The sequence below is a fragment of the Collinsella sp. LCP19S3_A6 genome, from assembly GCF_052122015.1.
In the GTDB taxonomy this organism is placed as follows: domain Bacteria; phylum Actinomycetota; class Coriobacteriia; order Coriobacteriales; family Coriobacteriaceae; genus Collinsella.
In genome coordinates this window covers 56,669-72,992 of sequence record NZ_JBQKDD010000007.1, presented here as the reverse complement: position 1 = coordinate 72,992, position 16,324 = coordinate 56,669, and the positions used below count along the sequence as shown (strand labels likewise).

The window sequence follows — 16,324 nt, the reverse complement described above, 5'->3', positions numbered from 1 at the left end:
ATTTATTCCGCACGCTCCGACAGTCGATACTTGCGGTTGCGACTCGTCGCCGGCGCTGTAGGCTCAAGCTCGCCTTGAGCAATGAGTGTGTTGACGCGCGACCTAACCTGGGAAATTGTGAGCCCTGTGTGCTCCGCCAACTCGCGCGTACCCAGCTCACCGCAACGCTTAAGTGCCGCCACAATTAAGTCACCGCCGTGGTCGACCGGCTCGACCTTTGAGCGATAGAGAACCACTTTGAACCGTTCGAATCCCGGGCAGAACAGGGGCTCGGCCAAACCATGAGCACACATGGCGTCGATCATCATCGGAATGCCCGAGCCATTGCCCTCAGCCGGCGAACCTGCGCCATCCGGCAGCGGAACAATCGACATGAGTTTCATGAGCGTCGCGTTGCGGCACCGGGAGCTGCCGTCAAACAAGTTCTCGCGAGTCTTTCCTCCGTATAGGCCGCCGGGGTTCGTCACTTCGATACGGTCATCAAAGACGTCAACAGCGACCGACTGCCCACAGAACCGATCTCCGTATTCTCGGTGGATTACGGCGTTGGCGATTGCCTCGCGCAGGACCTCCTCGGGAATCTCCAGCGAGTCGACACGCGAGACGCCTTGGATCGTCGAGGTTCGCCGCAAATTCTTGGCGACGGCCGCGACGGCATCCGAGATCATTTCGCCCAACGTTCCCTCGCAGATCGTACGGTCCATGAACCTCAACGACCCCGCCGCACCCTTCTGCGTTCCGGCATAGACCGCCACATCGATAAAGAGCTTAGGATAGAACTGCTGAGGATAGGCACCCGCAGCCAGGAGCCCGGCCTTAGTAACTTTGCCCTGGGAGTCGAGGAAATTCAGGCGCTCCAGCTTCGTTTTCTTGTCCGGCGCGCCGCGCATTGCCCGAGGTGTCAGCGAGAAAGCACGCTCTATCGTGCGATCGACCAGTGCCTCGTCAAGATCGCCTGCAACCGCGCCGGGCACTGCATCGCGATCGCTAGGACTCGTCCGCTCGTATGACGACAGTGCCAAAACCTCGGTCGATGAAAGTGGCACGTCTTTGTCATCGATGCGCTTGTAGCTGCCGCCCTGGGCGCCGCGTTCTATTACATAGCAGGGCTTGCTCGACGGGTCGAGCTCCTCAATCGTGATAACGAGAACCACGGTGCCCCGAAGCTCCACGCGCTCAATAGTGTATTTGGGCGGATTGGCCAGTTTTCCGCGACCGCCGGCATCACCCATGCCTGCGACAAATTGGTTGAGCACCTTCTCGGTCTCAAAGTCCTCAACCGGGACAAAGCCCGCGCGCTCGCTCACGCCGAGCACGATAATTCCGCCGGCGGTATTCGCGAATGCGCTAACCGTTTCCCATACGTCGCGAGAAAGCGTCGTGGCGCTCTCCTTGACCTCGACGCTAAGATCGTCCGAGCCCATGCGCCTTAAAGACTCGAGCAGACCGATCAGTTCGTTCTCGTTCATCTGCACGTCCTTTCGCTCGGTCCGGCGGAGAATGCCGCGAATAGATTTCCTTCGTCTCTCAGTTATCTCTCGTAATTATCTCTTGTCTCTCTGTTATCTCTCGTATTAGAGATGAGTGAAAGATGAGAGATAAGATATCTACCATCTGTTTCATTTAAACATGTTTTTGCTGGTAGAACAATCAGTATTGAGACAATACCGTGATTTCTTGTCTCTTTGCTGCTCAGTTATCTCTCATATTCATCTCTCGTCTTTCTGTTATCTCTCGTATTAGTGACGAATGAGAGATGAGAGATGCGTAAGCAATGGACGAGCGTGGATTTTTGGACAGTCGGAAAATCCCTCAAACAAAAAACGGGGCCGGCCTTACGCCGAGCCCCGTTTTCAAACGGTCAGTTAGTTATCCAACGCGCGAGCATAGCAGTCAACATTACGCCGCCGCGAACACTCCCAAGCCCGTTCCGATGATGCAGATTGCAAAGATGCCCAAGATGATCCAAATGGTCTTGCGCCCTTTTTGTACAGGGCGACGCAGGCAAAGGTTGCCAGCAAGGGCAGCAGACCGGGGAAGATCGAATCGAACAGATCCTGCAGGACAATCTCCGAACCACCCACGTCAAAGGTCAAAGCAGTGGACAGGGAGACCTGTGCCGCAATCATGGCGCCGATAACGGTCATTCCGAGGACACCGGCAGCATGCGTCATGCGAGACATAAGGTTGTTCTCTTCGGACTGCTGCAGGAACTTGGTTCCCAGGTCGTAACCCAGATGGGCTGCGACGATACGCGTTGCAAAGTTAATAACGGAGTAGAGAAGGAAGACGGAGACGGGAAGGGCGAGCGCGACGGCAGTTGCCGTGCCCGTACCCGTAATGACGGCAAACGCGCAGCCAAGCACGCCTGAGACATAGACCTCGGGAGGAACCGCCGCGCCGACCATGATGGCGCCCATGAACATGGACTCCAAAGCAGCGCCGACGATAACGCCCTGCTGGACATCGCCAAGGATCAAGCCGACAAACAGGCTCGTAAACAGCGGACGAGCAAGCATCGTAATGCCAAATGCTTGCTCGTCCACAGACGCCATAATGCGACCAGCGCAACTAGGAGTTACTAGGCAGCTATTCTGATTAACCCCAGAAATAAGCCTGCAGGCGAGACGTTCAGAACAGCTCGCCTGCAGGCAACAGCAGCAATTTGAAAGGATTAGTAGTTCATCTGGTGATAGTAGCGACGCGTGGTGAGCGGGTGGTTGCGGACGTGCTCGAGATGGCAGCTCAGGCGCTCGGTGATGGTGTAGGTGACCATCGGGGAGACGATCTTGCGGAACTCGGGGTCGCTGAACGGCAGCTCGACCTCGGCGGTGTCGAACTTGTTCACGCGGACGTTGACGCCCTTCTCGTCGGCGAGCATGTGGGTGAAGTTGTCCACGCGGTCCATGAGCTTGCGGGTGTCGTCCTCGCCGTAGAGCATGATGATGCTCGTGCCCTCCTCGCACAGCTCGATGGTGCCGTGGAAGAACTCGGCGGCGTGGATGGACTTGGTCTTGATCCACTGCATCTCCTCGAGGATGCACATGGCGTAGTCGTAGGCCTCGCCCCAAAGCATGCCGGAGCCGATCACCATGTGGTAGTCGGTGTCCTTGAAGTCCTCGGCCATGGCGGCGCAGCGCTCGTCCTGGGCGTCCTTGGCCTTGATGAGGTACGGGGCGATGTTGCCGAACTCCTCCATGAAGGTGTCGTACTTGGGGAAGGCGCCGGCGTTCTTGAGGAAGCGGGCGACCAGCGTGATCTGGTAGGTGTAGATGGCCTCGCACAGGACGTCGTCCTCGGCGAAGCTGAAGAACTTGTAGTCGGCGTACTCGGTGGCCGGGGTGTTGTCGTTGGAGACGTACATCAGCGTGCGGGCGCCCTGCTCCTGGCAGAACTTGGCGGCCTCGATGATCTCGGGGGTGGTGCCGGTGCGGGTGGAGAAGACGCAGACCGAGTCCTTGTTGAAGGCCTTGGGCGGGCACGCGAGGAACTCGGCGGCGATCTCGCAGTGGACGTCGACGTCGGCCGTGGTGGTCTCGACCCAGTACTTCATCGGGAGCGTGTGGGCCCAGGTGCCGCCGCAGCCGATGAAGAAGATGTTGGAATAGCCCTGCTCGCAGACCTTGTCCACGGCAGCCTCAATCTGAGGACGGAGAGCGAGGGCATCGCTCACAACCTTCTCGTAACGAGGCTCATCGAAATTGAACATATCTAATATCCCTTCGTTTAATAGAGTGAAATTCGTTTCAATTGACAACTTGTCATTTCACTACGTATTAATACTTAATGACCTAAAAAAATACCTTTCTAGGAAATGGAAGCTTGGCCGTCTTTCATCTCGGCGAGTTTATGCTCGAATCCAAAGCCGCCGGGTTTAAGGCAATTCTTAGCTGAATAGTCAGCAGCGAATTCCATTGCATCCCGAATGATCTCCACATCGAGCGGTTGCTTTTTACTCCAGCCATGCGAGAGACAGCTCACAACAAACGCAGTGATATACGAATCTCCCGCGCCCATGGTGTCAAGCGCATCTACGGGTCTTATATTTCCCTGGTACCATCGGGACCCGTCAAAGAACACAGGCCCTGCAGATCCCCGTGTAGCAATCGTGTAGCGACAACCATGCTCTATGGCCCTCTTCAATAGAACTTGAATCTGTTGATCGCTCTCGCCGGAACAGGAAAACAGACCAAGGGTTGTAGCAGGGCAAACAAGATCGAAATATGCGTCGGTTCGATACTTATCTTTAACGGAAAAGTCGTAAATCACCACAGCGGGAAGATCTTGAACTAGGTGCACATCATCCTGCAGCTTTGCATTGACGCTGGTAAAAACCGCATCGAATCCCTGAAGAAACTTGACATCAGAATCGTTGATATGGGTTTTGTGCGCCCAGCAAGCCCCCGTATCGTAACCAACTTCGACACGTTCACCGTTGTAAACATTTACATCGCAAGTCTTGGTTGTTGCTTTTTCAGGCATGCATGATTGCGAAAGGTCAACGTTCAGCGAAGAAAGGGCATCGGTGATTATTCGCCCTCCCAGGTCGTTGCCGATCTCCCCAATATACGCAGCCTGTGCGCCAAGCATGCTTGCATGGGCAGCGACGTTTACGGCATTGCCACCAGGATACATAACGCCTTTGTTGAGATAGCGATCAATAACGTTGTCACCAATTGCTGCGATTTTCACCTCAACGCCTCCCATCACGTACGGTCTTTATTAGTACTCGACCTTGCGGTAATAACGGCGGATGTCGAGCGAATGGTCACGAATTTCCTCGAAATTCTTGCTCACACGCGAGAGAATGGCATTGAGCACCACCGGAGAAAGCATCCAGCGGAATTCATCACTGATACCCGGCAACTCATAATCATGTGTATCGAATACGGTGAAATCATCCGCATATTGCTTACAGAAGCGTGCAACGCGCTCATCAAGAGGCCTAGTCTGCGCCTCCGTCATTGCGAGCGCGACACAAACGCCCGGCTCAACAAGTTCGATAGTGCCATGGAAGAACTCAGGCGATGTAACGGATTTGGTGCGCAGCCATTGGGACTCCTCGAGCACACACATGGCAAAAGAATACGTGGGGCCCCACAGATTGCCAGAACCAATCCAAATCTGATACGGATCGTCCTTGTGCTTCAGAGCATATGCGCGAGCCATCTCGTCAGCGTTCTTGCCGACGGAAACGAGAGCAGCGGGGAGATTCACAAGCTCATCAGCGAAGCGATCGTAGTCATCGAAAAAGCCCCTGTTCTTGAGAATCTTTCCAATCAGAAGGTACAGCACGAGTTCCATAGGACGGCCCTGCTTATAGATCACTCCATAATCGGAAAGTTCACCAAGCGGTGAACCGTCCACGCCAAGCGTAGAGACAATGGTGCAGCCTGCGTCTTTTGCCGCCTTTGCCGCCGCGACCGTCTCTTTGGTGTCGCCCGACTTAGACGCCATGAACGCCAAGGTCCCCTTACCGATGCGCCGATTGCCAACCGTGAGGAAATCTGCCGAAACTTGGGACTGGACGGGAATATCGGACATAACAGAAACCATATAGTCAAACGGCTGCATCATCGCAAGCGAGCCACCTGACGAGGTGAAGAAAATCGAATCGAAACCCTTTTCGCAAATTTCGTCAGCAATGCGTTCAATTTCGGCACGTTGATTGTAGATATAAGCACCGTTATCGAGAATTGCCTGTTCATCAAATGAAACCATGAGATATGCCTTTCTAATTCAATTGGGCCAGACGGCGAAATCAACCATTTAGATTGCAAACACTCCGAAGAAGGAGCCAACGATACCAACCGCCATGAGAATAACGAGAATCCAAGCAATCTTGACCTTGTGCTGGACGAGTTCGTAAACTCCAAGTGTCACAAGCAGCGGCAGCAGGCTCGGCATGATACCGTCGATGATGCTTTGGATAGTCTGCGCACTGTCGCCGGTACCGAGAGAACCAGCCACGCTGACCGATACAAGGTTGGGCACCATAGCGCCGATAACCATAAGACCGAGAATTGCAGCCCCCATAGTGAGCTTTGGCATAAGACCAGATTTCTCGATCTTGCTCAAGAAACTGGTTCCGAATCCATAGCCCCATTTAAGGCAGAACCAACGAATCAGATAATGCGGAACATTGAATACGACAAGGAAGAGAAGCGGGCCGAGAATGTTACCCTGCATAGCAAGCGACACACCCAAGCCAGTGGCGATGACACGCAACGTTCCCCAGAACAGAGAGTCACCGATGCCGGCCAGCGGACTCATAAGAGCGGCCTTTACGCTGTTGATGGAGGATTCGTCAAAATCCTCTTCGTTAGCGTTTGCCTCTTCCATCGCTGCCGAAATGCCCAGAATTAATGTTGAGACATAAGGAGTGGTGTTGAAGAACTCCATGTGACGCTTAGCAGCAGCAGCCTGGTCATCCTTATTCTTATACACGCGACGAATGATGGGAAGCATAGAGAAGCAGTATCCCATGTGCTGCTGGCGCTCGTAGTTCCAGGAGTACTCCATCGTAAGCGAACGGAAAAATACCGATTTTAGATCACGCTTTGTAATCTTGTTGGAACTGGTGTCATTAGAAGTCGTCATCGTCGAAGCTCCCTTCCGAACTAAGCTGTGGCGTCTGAGCAATGAAGTTTGGCTGGACCACCACGAGGATTACTGCGAGGCAAAGCCCAATGATGGCAATACCAAGGATTGGAATGCTCATGTAGGCACAGAGCGCAAACCCGAGCACGAAGAAAATAGCAGTCTGCTTGTTGACAATCATTGAAGCGAGCAGTGCAATGCCGAGCGCAGGGATGAATCCACCCGCAATAACCAGGCCGTTACTTACAAACTCGGGAATTGCGTTAAGCACCGCGTTCATAACCGGCGTTCCGAGATAGAAAGCAAGGGAGCACACGAAAAAGCGAGGAAGCGATTTGACGATGAATCCACCAAGCAGATGCATCCGCTCCATACCTTTGAGGTCGCCCTTTGCCACACAGTCGTCCGCTTTATGGACGAAAAACGGCATCACGATCAGCGTAAGCGCGTTATCGATGATGAGATAAAGCGACGCAATCGGAAAAGCGAGCGTCAGCGCAACTTCAGCGCCTTGACCCGTCGAAATTGCAAAGGCAGTGCCCAAAATACCACCGGTGATAACGTCAGGCGGAACGGCCGCCCCGATGGTAACCGATCCAATGAACACCATTTCAAGCGTGGCGCCGACAATAATGCCCGTCTGCAAATCACCCATCACAAGACCGATGAGGACGCCCGTGACAATCGGGCGAGAAGCAAGGCAAGTGCCAAGTGCCCACTCAAATGTCACGCACATTGCGACGAGGCCGATAAGGATCGCTTGAGTCAACATGAGAGATCCCCTTTCTATTGTATGTGCTTAAATCAAAATCTTCTCGTCTCTAGGTACCTGCCTGATCTCCACCTCGATTCCGGCATCACTGAGCTCATGTAGAAGCTCCACGTCGCGATCGGTAGCGAAAACCGTTGAAGATAGGCGTACATCTGCACCCTCACGCGGCTTCGTTCCTCCAATGTTGATATGCTCGATTTCGCTGTAGCCCTTTGCCAGGCGGTAAGCATCTTCGATGCTTTCAACGACAATGAACAAACGGTACTTATCGGTCACACCGCTCCTAAGAGCCTCGATAGAATCATCGACCGATTTGATAACCAATTTGACGCCTGCCGGACGTGCCAGCTTAAGCGTCGTCTTGCGCACGTCATCTTTCACAACCGCATCGCAGGCAATCAAAATGCAATTGGTGTCAAGCTCTTGCGTCCAAGTCATGGCAACCTGACCATGAAGCAAGCGATGGTCAACTCTCAGCAGCTTAATCATCTTTGTTCCTTTCTCAAAAATCCTCGTCTTCTTCTACCGAATTTGGCAGCGAACATAGGCATGTGCCCTTTTGGCGGACACTTGAAACCAATGCAGCGAGCTCGGCGTCATCAAGTGTGCTCAATTTCGAAAACACTTCGAGCACTAGTGGTAGCGACATGCCGGCAATGAGCCTTAGAGAATCGTCACCCAACCTTTCCATAAAAGCGTTATTCACTGACCCACCATAGACATCAGTGATGACAATCCACTGGTCTGCTGGGTCGCGGGAACGATCCCAAAAATCTATCAACTCGTTTACATCCATCGTGTCCTCATCGACATATGCGCATAGCACCTTAACGCGAGGATCTTCACCGCAAAATAGCTGGAGCGTTTCACGCATCGCTCTAGCAAGTGGCCCATGGCTGGCCAAAAGCAACTTCCTCATATATCTCCCAATCTCAGTCAATCATCTGTTAATAGAACGTTATATTTTGTATTGTTATCTACAGTATCCTCGAAACTTTCGCTTTGTCAAGACAGATCAATCAAGCTTCCTAAGCGGTAATAATTCGCCCGCAAACGGCAAAAAAATGCCCCTTTGTCGGGGCGTTTTCAATCTCTTGTTATTCGGTTAAGAAAGATCCGGGGTTTGGCTTTCGCTAGAGATAAAACTTTAAGCGCTCAGTGCAGTACACCTGCCGCGAAATAAACAATGGCACTCCCTGCGCGCTGCAACGCTTATCTACAAATAATAAAAGGGCAGATCCCGGCTTTACATTCAAATGTTCTGCCTCGTAAGCACTTGCAAAGCACACCTGCAACGTTCGCTCGTTATTGCCAAGTTCGATATGGTGTCTTCCCAGCACCTCAAGTAGAGAACCCGATAAATCTTCATGTTCCAAAAAGGCAAGAGAAGGATTGTAGCTATTGGTTTCCAACATCGTTGGCACGCCATCGACTAAGCGCAAACGTCTAGTCTGAAGAATATTCTCGTCCTCCTGGACCTGAAGAAAACGCACGTCGCGCAGCGTAGGATAAATCCAAGCTACTTCGAGCACTACGGTCGAAGGCTTTTTATTTTCTTGAATGCAGGAATGGGTGAAGCTTTCCTGGTCATCGGCTGCATAGGCATTGCGCGTCGTGGTAACAAAAGTACCTTTCCCTCGCGTGCGCTCAACGATATCGGCATCCTCTAGTTCCTTGATCGCTGATCGAACAGTAATACGACTAACGCCATATTCCTCCATAAGCTCCGTCTCAGTAGGAAGCTTATCCCCTTCGCTATATACGCCGCTTTCTATTCGACTCACAAGATCATGAACGATCTGCTTATACAATGGAACAGCGCTCTCCACTTTAACCATTATTCAACCTATTGCTTTCTACACTCAACGGCTTCAAGTCCCTGCCAATTGATGCCGAGTTGATTAGCCTTAATCGAAAAGAAGTATTTGAAATAATCACCCAACATCACCTGCTTAGTAAAGTGCACTGGCTTACCAGTGCTCATATAAACGGTCTCACTCAATATAAACATCGCAGCTTCTCCTGCGATGTTAAGGATGCGCTTCTCCTCATCCGTAGCTAGCCCTGCTTCAAGCACAATAGACGGGAAACAATTATCCTCTAGTCGCAGCCCCGTCTCTCTCTCAATCGTTTCATAAAGTGATGCGTTCTCCATATCGACACCCAGTAAAAACCCGAAGTTCTTTACTGGAAGATAAATATGTTCGATCATTGCATTTATGTGGTTAATTGACCTCACGCGTTTGAGGTAAACCGCAGATTCGTTCTCTTCCATTCGCAAATGACGACGGACGGCAACGGGCGGCTCGACCTCCTGAAGAGCGAGAACACGAGACGAGGTTTCGATATTATTTTCATGGCAAAAATAAGTGAAACCCTTAAACGTGCTCAAGCTCGAGACGATTTTAGGCTGCCGGATAAATGTGCCCTTGCCATGACGCGTATCAAGCACGTCGTCATCCACAAGAGTTTGAATTGCCTTCCGTATCGTCGCACGGCTAACCTCGTATTCTTCGCAAAAACCATTTTCGCTAGGCAACACGCCACTTTCGGAAAACTCGCCCATCTCAATACGGCGGCGCAAATCATCGGCCACTTGCACATATAGCGGCACAGCACTAGTCGGGTTAATCATAACGTTCTCCGTACAACATTCTATGAAACTTCTATACGTTATAAGATAACCTATTACGTATTATTTTGAAAGAAATAGACGGTTCAATCTTATTTTTGAACCGTCTACAATATCAAACACTTCATATGAAGGTGTCGAATGCCACTTGTGGCGCAAACAAGAGGGGCATTTGGCAAAAAATGCCCCTCTTCGCCTTGAAGTCGCTACCGTGAAATGCCAACGAGCCGCATGGTCGAGTCCAAGCAAATACGACCTCAAGCGGCCAGCTACGGCATGGCTCCCTAGAACGAGACTGCGACATTTGTTTGCATTGTTTTACGAACGCAACATAACGAATTATTTCCGAGCAAAATAACGGCCGCTGAAAGCTGCTTTAGTAGTTCATCTGGTGATAGTAGCGACGCGTGGTGAGCGGGTGGTTGCGGACGTGCTCGAGATGGCAGCTCAGGCGCTCGGTGATGGTGTAGGTGACCATCGGGGAGACGATCTTGCGGAACTCGGGGTCGCTGAACGGCAGCTCGACCTCGGCGGTGTCGAACTTGTTCACGCGGACGTTGACGCCCTTCTCGTCGGCGAGCATGTGGGTGAAGTTGTCCACGCGGTCCATGAGCTTGCGGGTGTCGTCCTCGCCGTAGAGCATGATGATGCTCGTGCCCTCCTCGCACAGCTCGATGGTGCCGTGGAAGAACTCGGCGGCGTGGATGGACTTGGTCTTGATCCACTGCATCTCCTCGAGGATGCACATGGCGTAGTCGTAGGCCTCGCCCCAAAGCATGCCGGAGCCGATCACCATGTGGTAGTCGGTGTCCTTGAAGTCCTCGGCCATGGCGGCGCAGCGCTCGTCCTGGGCGTCCTTGGCCTTGATGAGGTACGGGGCGATGTTGCCGAACTCCTCCATGAAGGTGTCGTACTTGGGGAAGGCGCCGGCGTTCTTGAGGAAGCGGGCGACCAGCGTGATCTGGTAGGTGTAGATGGCCTCGCACAGGACGTCGTCCTCGGCGAAGCTGAAGAACTTGTAGTCGGCGTACTCGGTGGCCGGGGTGTTGTCGTTGGAGACGTACATCAGCGTGCGGGCGCCCTGCTCCTGGCAGAACTTGGCGGCCTCGATGATCTCGGGGGTGGTGCCGGTGCGGGTGGAGAAGACGCAGACCGAGTCCTTGTTGAAGGCCTTGGGCGGGCACGCGAGGAACTCGGCGGCGATCTCGCAGTGGACGTCGACGTCGGCCGTGGTGGTCTCGACCCAGTACTTCATCGGGAGCGTGTGGGCCCAGGTGCCGCCGCAGCCGATGAAGAAGATGTTGGAATAGCCCTGCTCGCAGACCTTGTCCACGGCAGCCTCAATCTGAGGACGGAGAGCGAGGGCATCGCTCACAACCTTCTCGTAACGAGGCTCATCGAAATTAAACATCCCTTACTCCTAACTCACTTAGATGAACCTTTCATTCATCCCATAACGTTATAATACTTTATATAACTAACTATGCAAGTACTATTTTGATTCTGTTCTTTCATCAAGCCCCTTAAAACAACAATCGGCATTGTTGGACACAGCGTGCAAGTTCATTGAACGATTCAATATGCATCGTCCCTAGTTAAATGACGTCTTATGCAAATACCTTTAATCCGCTTGGGGCCGACGAATCTTTTGACTGCCCGCAGAAGCTTTCCCGGAATTCCCCATGGATAGACGCACCGGCAATCGCTTTGTTATCTGGCTTATTGCGCATTGCCGGGGCGTCTGGGAGAAAGCGCAATCTACCGCGTGGTCAACTAGCGTTTCATCGGAATCGACCGCATCCGCGCCAAATACTAAATCGCAATCGTTGAAACTCGTCCGATCATATGACGGCAATTTTTCGCCTTAAAAATGAACACGAAATAAGGGGCCAACTGTTTGCAACTTGCTTTATTCGTGACTGTTTTTACTGAAAAACAATCACCAACCAAACAGCACTATTAATTGTTTGGCTCTTTGCGGCACAGCCACCTCTCGTATACGTCTCTCGTCTATCTCTTGTCCCACGGTTTAGAAACGAGAGCTGTGCGGGAGTGGATAATTGGACGGTTTTTGAGCCTGCAGCGGCTTATTTCATCCGAATATCCACGCTCGTCCGTCGGGATATCCAACTCTCGTACGACAATCTGAAAAAGACCTCGCCCAATCCGCCAGCATCGTCTCCAGTTCGCCGCAGAGCCGCGGCCCCATATGGGTATACTCACGAGGATTCGACTCGATTCGCCCCCGCTGGGGCGTCAAAGGAGACTGCATATGCCCACCACCTCAACCGACCCGCGCGCCGCTGCCGCCGCGCTGCTGGTGCCCGGCACCACCTGTCACGGCTTTGCCGTCGAGCGCTGCGAGACCGTGCCCGAGCTCGACTCGGACGCCTACGTGCTGCGCCACACCGCCTCGGGCGCCCGCCTGCTGTACTTGGCATGTGACGACGAGAACAAGGCCTTTGCCATTGGCTTTAAGACGCCGCCGGCCGATTCCACCGGCGTGTTCCATATCCTCGAGCACTCGGTGCTGTGCGGATCGGCCAAGTTTCCCGTCAAGGAGCCGTTCGTCGACCTGATCAAGAGCTCCATGCAGACGTTCCTCAACGCCATGACCTACCCCGACAAAACCATCTACCCCGTCGCCACCACCAACGAGCAGGATCTGTACAACCTGATGGACGTGTACCTGGACGCGGTGTTCAACCCGGCCATCTATACCAAGCCCACCATTTTTGAGCAGGAGGGCTGGCACTACGAGCTGGACCTGCCGAAAGGCGCCGAGGGCGAGGGCAACGGCAGTTCCGCAAGCCTGCGCGAGGGAACCCTACGCTATAACGGCGTGGTTTTCAATGAGATGAAGGGCGCACTGTCCGACCCCATGAGCGTGCTGGACGATGCCGTCAACGCCGCGCTTTATCCCGACACCGCCTATGCGCACGAGAGCGGCGGCGACCCGCGCGCGATCCCTGCGCTCACCTACGAGCAGTTCCTGGACACGCACGCGCGCCACTACAATCCTTCCAACTCCTACATCACGCTCTACGGCGACCTGGACGTGGACCGTGCACTGGCCTTTTTGGACGAGCGCTATCTGTCGCAGCCGAGTGCCGCGAGCCGCCGCATGGACGCTGCCGTTGCAGCCGGCGAGGACCCGTCCACGCTGGCGCCCAATCCGCTGGTCGTGCAGGCGCCCGTGACCTGCGAGTACAAGCGTGTCGAGATGGCAACCACACCCGAGAACGCCCTGGTGGGCCTGGGTCTTGTGCTGGGCAGCGCGCTCGACCGCAAGCGCACGATCGCGGCAGACATCCTGTTCGAGGCACTGCTGGGTTCCAACGAGGCACCGGTTAAGAAGGCCATTCTGGCCGCCGGCCTGGGCGGCAACGTGGTGAGCTACACCGCGGCCGAGAGCCTGCAGCCCTACGAGCTCATCATGCTGCAAAACGCGCAGCCCGGCGTGGCGCGCGAGCTGCGCCGCGTGTTCCAGGACGCCTGCCGCGACCTGTGCGAGCACGGCGTTCCGCGCGAGCGCCTGGAGGCCATCATCAGCAGCAACGAATACGACCTGCGCCAGCGCGACTACGGTATCGCCGACGGCGTGGCCATTGCGTGCGACGCGCTGAGCACCTGGCTCTACGATGACGACGCCGCGACGCTGGCGCTCAAATACGGCCCGGTGTACGAGGAGCTGCGCGGCGAGCTGGACGGCAGCTACTTTGAGGACCTGCTGCGCGAGCTCGTGCTGCAGAACGACCACATGGCGTTGGTCGAGCTGGTTCCAGTGGACGCTGCCGAGGGTGCGGAGGGCGCCGAAGCTGCCGAGCTGGCAGCCAAGCGCGACGCCATGACCGATGCCGAGCTGGCCGACGTGGTCGAGCGCACGGCCGCGCTGCGCGCCGCGCAGGAGGCGGATGACGCGCCCGAGGCCAAGGCCACGCTGCCACGCCTGCGCGTGTCCGACATTGGCGAGGCACGCCCCGAGCCGCCGTTGGTCGTGGACACGACCGCGCCTATCCCCTGTCTGCGCCATGACATTCCCACCAACCGCCTGGCCTACGCCATGCAGTACTTCGACCTGAGCTGCGTCGCGTTTGAGGATCTGCCCTATGTGACGCTGCTCTGCCGCCTACTCAAGCAGCTGCCTACGCGCGAGCATTCGGCCGAGGAACTCGACAACCTGCTCGCCGGCAAGCTGGGCTTTTTGAGCTTTACGACCGAGGTCATGACCCAGCCCGACGTGGACGGCGTGCGCCCCTACCTGCTGGTGAGCGCCGGCGCCCTGTCCGAAAAGATCGATGCGCTGGCGAGCCTGCCGCGCGAGGTGTGGTCGAGCACGCTGTTGCTCGATGCCGACGCCGACCGCGTGCGCGACGTGCTCACGCAGATTCGCATTGGGCTTGAGCAGGGCTTCATTAACAACGGTCACTCGGCGGCGCTTGGCCGCGCGATGAGCTACAGCTCGCCTTCGGCCGTGGTGCGCGAGCAGCTTTCGGGCGTGGACTTCTACTTGTTCCTGCGCGATCTGCTCGACCACTTTGACGAGCGCCTGGACGACCTGCGCGCCAAGCTTGCCGAGCTGGCAGGCCGCATCTTTGTGTCCGATGGCTGTCTGGCGAGCTTTACCGGCAGCGATGAGGACTTTGACGCGTACTGGGCCGCCGCGGGCGACCTGGGGTTGGGCGCGGGCGACGGTGCTGTTGCCGGCCGCGACACGCTCGTGGTGCCGACGCCGTGCGACCGCCACGAGGCTTTTGTCATCCCCAGCGACATCTGCTTTGCGGCAAGCGCATGCGACCCGCGTCGCCTGGGCATTGACGTGACGGGCGCCTGGGCGGTTGCCGCCAACGCGCTCTCCTACGACTACCTGTGGAATGAGATCCGCGTGAAGGGCGGGGCCTACGGCTGCGGATTCCGCGCGGCAGGCGAGCGTCAGGCCGCGTTCTACACCTACCGCGACCCGGCAATCGACCCCTCGATTGAGCGCGTGGCGCGCGCAGGCGAATGGCTCGGCAGCTTTGAGCCCGACGAGGCCGCCTTTGAGGGCTTTATCGTGAGCTGCGTGAGCGGCATGGACGCGCCCGTGAAGCCGTACGCGCTCACCAAGCGCCGCAACACGACCTACCTGGCTGGACTCGATCCGCACGCCCGCGAGGAGCGCCGCGCCCAGATGCTCGCCGCCACGCCCGGTGAGCTGCGCTCGCTCGGCGCCGACGTGACGCGCATCGCAGCCGTCTCGCCCACCTGCGTCTTTGGCGGCCGAGACGTCATCGCCAAGAGCAACGCCGGCTTCAACGTCATCGACCTGCTGGGCTAACGCACAGCAAAGGTAGATTTTTGGGACATGCCTGAAAATCTACCTTTTCTTTTGCCGCTGCTTGGGCGGGGCAGCTCAGCCCGTCACACCAGTTTGTCTAAATCTGTAACATCTAGGCGGCAATATTGGCTCCAGATGTTACAAATCGAGACGTTTTCGGATGACGCCGGCCCTTTGTCTCAATCTGTAACATCTAGGCCCGATTTTGCCGAGTTACTGTTACAGATCGAGACACACCGCCGCGAACACCCACTCTTCGTCAAAACCCACGAAGGTGTCCATGAACTGCTCCCCTTGCGATGGTTTGCGTGGTGGTTTCGACATTTGACCAGATAAAACCTACCAAAATAAACCTGTCCCTTTTTGGTAGGTTTGAGAGAGGGGCCGGGATGGATAAGGCCGAGTTGCGGCGGGCGGTAATTGCCCGGCGCGACGCTCTAGATTTGGATATGCGGGCGGCAAAGTCTGCTGCTGTATGTGCGCGGCTCGTTGAGTTGCTGGGCGGCTCGGGTCCCGTGGCCCCGCGCACCGTTGCCGTCTATGCCGCCATGGGCTCCGAGGCAGATCCTGCCGCGTTTGCCGCAGCGGCCGCAAAACACGGCTGGCGCGTGGCCTATCCGTGCATGTTCTCGGCAGCTGACACCGTGGCTTGTGGCCAGCGCATGTGCATGCGGGCGGTCACAGCCGACGACGTCGCCACGGCCCCGTTTATCGCCCGCCCTACGCGGGCCTTCGCAGCCACGGACGTCGACAGCAGCCGCTTTCCTATCGTGCCTGCCGAGGCGCTCGATATGATCGTCGTGCCGCTCGTAGCCTTCGACCACACCGGCGCGCGCCTGGGCTATGGCGGCGGCTGCTACGACCGCTACCTGCCCACGCTCTCGCCCGCATGCCAAATCATCGGCATCGCCTTTGACGAGCAGCGTGTCGACCACGTTCCCACCGACACCCACGACCTGCCGCTACCCCACATCATCAGCGCCTAACTGCCGTTGTATCGCAC

Annotated in this window: 14 protein-coding genes; 2 read left to right on the top strand and 12 right to left on the bottom strand. The window is 55.6% G+C overall.

Annotation, left to right across the window (positions count from 1 at the left end; all coding sequences use genetic code 11):
- Positions 1-2: 2 nt before the first annotated feature.
- From ACTQVX_RS05985 to ACTQVX_RS05930, 12 genes are all read right to left on the bottom strand, one after another.
- Positions 3-1,469: an ATP-binding protein gene (locus ACTQVX_RS05985; protein ID WP_441560555.1), complete on the bottom strand. Its 1,467-nt coding sequence runs from the start codon at positions 1,467-1,469 to the stop codon at positions 3-5.
- Positions 1,470-1,865: 396 nt separating this feature from the next.
- Positions 1,866-2,555 (bottom strand): PTS system mannose/fructose/sorbose family transporter subunit IID, encoded by a 690-nt coding sequence (locus ACTQVX_RS05980; RefSeq protein WP_441560553.1) that lies wholly within the window; start codon positions 2,553-2,555, stop codon positions 1,866-1,868.
- Positions 2,556-2,674: 119 nt separating this feature from the next.
- Positions 2,675-3,709, bottom strand: coding sequence for an SIS domain-containing protein (locus tag ACTQVX_RS05975; protein WP_441560548.1), 1,035 nt, complete (start codon positions 3,707-3,709; stop codon positions 2,675-2,677).
- A 98-nt stretch (positions 3,710-3,807) separates the two neighbouring features.
- Entirely contained in the window at positions 3,808-4,692 is an 885-nt protein-coding gene (locus tag ACTQVX_RS05970; RefSeq protein WP_055310760.1) for a PfkB family carbohydrate kinase, read from the bottom strand.
- A 30-nt stretch (positions 4,693-4,722) separates the two neighbouring features.
- Complete coding sequence (locus ACTQVX_RS05965; RefSeq protein ID WP_055310759.1) at positions 4,723-5,721, bottom strand: SIS domain-containing protein; 999 nt, start codon at positions 5,719-5,721, stop codon at positions 4,723-4,725.
- 48 nt (positions 5,722-5,769) lie between these two features.
- Complete coding sequence (locus ACTQVX_RS05960; RefSeq protein WP_055310758.1) at positions 5,770-6,600, bottom strand: PTS system mannose/fructose/sorbose family transporter subunit IID; 831 nt, start codon at positions 6,598-6,600, stop codon at positions 5,770-5,772.
- The gene (locus ACTQVX_RS05955; RefSeq protein ID WP_055310757.1) at positions 6,587-7,372 is read right to left on the bottom strand and encodes a PTS mannose/fructose/sorbose/N-acetylgalactosamine transporter subunit IIC; all 786 of its coding nucleotides are present in this window, start codon (positions 7,370-7,372) and stop codon (positions 6,587-6,589) included. The genes ACTQVX_RS05960 and ACTQVX_RS05955 overlap by 14 nt, the downstream gene beginning before the upstream one ends.
- A gap of 27 nt (positions 7,373-7,399) precedes the next feature.
- Entirely contained in the window at positions 7,400-7,861 is a 462-nt protein-coding gene (locus ACTQVX_RS05950) for a PTS sugar transporter subunit IIB (protein WP_099432598.1), read from the bottom strand.
- A gap of 13 nt (positions 7,862-7,874) precedes the next feature.
- Positions 7,875-8,291 (bottom strand): PTS sugar transporter subunit IIA, encoded by a 417-nt coding sequence (locus ACTQVX_RS05945; RefSeq protein ID WP_055287649.1) that lies wholly within the window; start codon positions 8,289-8,291, stop codon positions 7,875-7,877.
- 214 nt (positions 8,292-8,505) lie between these two features.
- On the bottom strand, positions 8,506-9,210 hold the full coding sequence (locus ACTQVX_RS05940) for a GntR family transcriptional regulator (protein ID WP_441560550.1): 705 nt from the start codon (positions 9,208-9,210) through the stop codon (positions 8,506-8,508).
- 8 nt (positions 9,211-9,218) lie between these two features.
- A complete protein-coding gene (locus ACTQVX_RS05935) occupies positions 9,219-10,007 on the bottom strand; it encodes a GntR family transcriptional regulator (protein ID WP_099432597.1) in 789 nt (262 codons plus the stop codon).
- Between the two features lie 373 nt (positions 10,008-10,380).
- Positions 10,381-11,415: an SIS domain-containing protein gene (locus tag ACTQVX_RS05930; protein WP_441560548.1), complete on the bottom strand. Its 1,035-nt coding sequence runs from the start codon at positions 11,413-11,415 to the stop codon at positions 10,381-10,383.
- Between the two features lie 861 nt (positions 11,416-12,276).
- On the opposite strand from ACTQVX_RS05930, the gene ACTQVX_RS05925 reads away from it, so the two are divergent.
- Positions 12,277-15,321, top strand: a complete 3,045-nt coding sequence (locus tag ACTQVX_RS05925) for an insulinase family protein (RefSeq protein ID WP_441560546.1) — start codon at positions 12,277-12,279, stop codon at positions 15,319-15,321.
- 389 nt (positions 15,322-15,710) lie between these two features.
- Entirely contained in the window at positions 15,711-16,307 is a 597-nt protein-coding gene (locus ACTQVX_RS05920) for a 5-formyltetrahydrofolate cyclo-ligase (protein WP_441545572.1), read from the top strand.
- Positions 16,308-16,324 lie beyond the last annotated feature (17 nt).